Origin of the sequence: Streptomyces phyllanthi, from assembly GCF_009377205.1 — a bacterium.
Taxonomy (GTDB): Bacteria; Actinomycetota; Actinomycetes; order Streptomycetales; family Streptomycetaceae; genus Streptomyces; species Streptomyces phyllanthi.
On sequence record NZ_VJZE01000752.1, the window covers coordinates 1 to 2,689 of the forward strand.

At 73.2% G+C, this 2,689-nt stretch carries 2 protein-coding genes; both read right to left on the bottom strand.

What is annotated here, in order from left to right:
• Positions 1-37: 37 nt before the first annotated feature.
• Complete coding sequence (locus FNH04_RS44380; protein ID WP_152791899.1) at positions 38-1,084, bottom strand: LacI family DNA-binding transcriptional regulator; 1,047 nt, start codon at positions 1,082-1,084, stop codon at positions 38-40.
• On the bottom strand, positions 1,074-2,435 hold the full coding sequence (locus FNH04_RS44385; protein WP_152791900.1) for an amidohydrolase: 1,362 nt from the start codon (positions 2,433-2,435) through the stop codon (positions 1,074-1,076). Before FNH04_RS44385 ends, FNH04_RS44380 begins: the two co-directional genes overlap by 11 nt.
• Positions 2,436-2,689: the final 254 nt, after the last annotated feature.

Here is a 2,689-nt window from a genome sequence, read left to right on the forward strand (position 1 = left end):
GGGGGCGCGCGGCCGGGTGGGAAGGTCGGGTGACGGGTCAGCGGGCGGCGGCCGGAGCCGTACTGCCGCGTACCTTGAGCTCGACGGGCAGCGTGTGCCGGGACGCGGGCGGGACCTCGCCCCGGGAGACGTACTGGAGGAGTTGCGCGGTGGCGGTGCGGCCCACGTCGTAGGCGGGCTGGTGGACGGTGGTGAGCGGCGGGTGGGCCAGCGAGGCGGCGCGGATGTCGTCGAAGCCGGCCACCGAGATGTCGCCGGGCACCGACAGCCCGGCCTCCCACAGCGCCTCGAGGGCGCCGAACGCCATCAGGTCGTTGCCCGCGAACACCGCCGTGCAGTCGAGACGGCCCTCCTTCAGGAGCTCGGCCACCAGACGGTAGCCGGAAGCCTCCTTGAAGTCGCCGACGCGCTCGACGACCTCGCCCTTGAAGGCCTGGACGAAGCCGCCCGCCCGGGCGACACCGCTCTTCAGGGCCCTGGGACCGGTGAGCATCAGCGCCCGGCGGTGGCCGAGCTCGCGCAGGTGCGCGCCGACCAGCCGCCCGCCCGCCTCGTGGTCGGCACTCGCGATGAGCGCGCCCTCCAGCCCCTCGACCTCCTCGTCGGCGAGCGCGATGGGGAACTTGCCCATCAGGGCCTCCAGCCGTCTTCGCGACGGCGGGGAGCCCGAGGCGTACACCATGCCGTCGATGAACCGGCTGCGGATCATGCCGAGATAGCGGTCCTCGCGGTCGGCGTCGAACTCGGTGTTGCACAGGATCAGCCCGTAGCCGAGGTCGTGGGCGGCGTCCTCGGCACCCTTGGCCAGTTCGGCGAAGAAGGTGTTGCTGATGTCGGGGATCAGCAGCCCGATCACCGAGGTGGAGCCGGCCTGGAGGCTGCGCGCCAGCGACGCCGGGACGTATCCCAGCCGGTTGACGACGCTGCGGACGCGCGCGGCGGTGTCCTCGTTGACCGGCCGGTTGCCGCTCAGGACGTGCGAGACGGTGGTGGGGCTGACGCCCGCGGCGGCGGCCACGTCCTTGATGGAGGCGGGCCTGCGGACGGGTGACTGACGGGCGGCGCCGTACTGCTCAGGGCGCATAGTGCTGCACCGCCTTCCCGTGGGACGTGTCGAGGATCCGCGCCACCACCGCGTCGGCCTCCGCCAGCAGGGCGGGTTCGTCCACGGTGAGCAGCGTGCCGTCGCGCAGCAGGACCCGGCCGTCGACGATCACGGTGCGGACGTCGGCGGCGCGGGCGCTGTAGACCAGCGCGGCGCGCGGATCGTGCAGCGGACGGCAGTGGACGCCGGACAGGTCGGTGAGCACGATGTCGGCCCGCATGCCCGGTTCCAGGGCCCCGATCCGGTCCTGGAGCCCGAGGGCGCGGGCGCCGCCGCGCAGGGCCAGGCGCAGCGTGTCGGAGACGGTCATCCAGGTGGCGTCCCGCACGGCCTGCTTCTGGGTGAGGGCGACCAGCCGGAGCGCCTCCCACACGTCGAGGGTGTTGTGGCCGGCGGCACCGTCGGTGCCGACCGCCACGGTGATCCCGGCGTCGAGCAGGTCACGGACCGGGGTCAGCGGGGAGAGCGCGTGCTTGAGGTACACCTTGGGGCAGCAGGCCACGGCGGCGGTGTCCGCGTACCCGGCCAGCAGCGGCAGGTCCTCCTCGACGATGCCGCAGCCGTGCGCGATCAGCGCGCCGGCCTCCAGCACCCCCGTCTCGTGCAGCACCCGCACCGGGGTGATGCCGCGCCGCTCCAGGCTGGACCGGGTCTGCTCCAGGTGCTCGGCGGCGTGGATGTGCATCCGCACCCCGAGCCCGCGCGCGTGCCCGGCCAGGGTCCGCAGATCCGCGTCGTCCACGGTGTACGGCGCGTGCGGGCCGAGCGAGACGGTCACCCGGCCCCCGGCACCGCCGTGCCACTCCTCCGCGAACCGCACGCTCTCCTCCAGGGCCCCCTGGCCCCGGCTGCTGAAGTAGGTGGGCGCGATGTCGGCGCGCAGTCCGGTCTCGGCGACCGCCTCGGCGATCCGCTCGGGGAAGAAGTAGTGGTCGGCGAAGGTCGTGACCCCGGAGCGGATCATCTCGGCGCAGGCCAGCCGGGCGCCGAGCCGTACGTCGGCGGGGGTGAGGTTGCTCTCCATCGGCCAGACCCGGTCGTTGAACCAGCCCTCGACCGTGACATCCTCGGCCGCGCCGCGCATCAGCACCATCGGGCTGTGCGTGTGCGCGTTGACCAGCCCCGGAACGGCGAGGAGGCCCCGCCCGTCGATCACGTCCGCCTCGTCGTCCCCTACGGTCCGGGCGGGCCGTATCTCCTGGATGACACCGTCCGCCACCACGATGTCCCGCTCCCGCAGGACCTCGCACTCACCCGTCGGCGGAACCCGCAGCACATCGCAGCCGCGCACCAGGAGGCGGCCCGCCGACGGGGGTGTTCTGTCGCTCATGCGGCACAAGCTAGATATCCAAAACGTTTTGCACAACCGGCTCGTTCCCGGCGCTCCGGACGTGGAGCACCGGCCGCGGGAGCGGTGTCAGCGCGGTGTGACGGGGCTCTCTCCACTCGTGGGGCTGAGAGCCTGTGTCATATCCCCGGTCGGATCAGCGCGCGGCGTCTGGTGCGTGCGATCGCAAGGCGCCGGAGCGCCCTCGATGGGGGTCCCCCCGCTCGAGCGAAGCCGAGAGTGGGGGAGGAGTCACG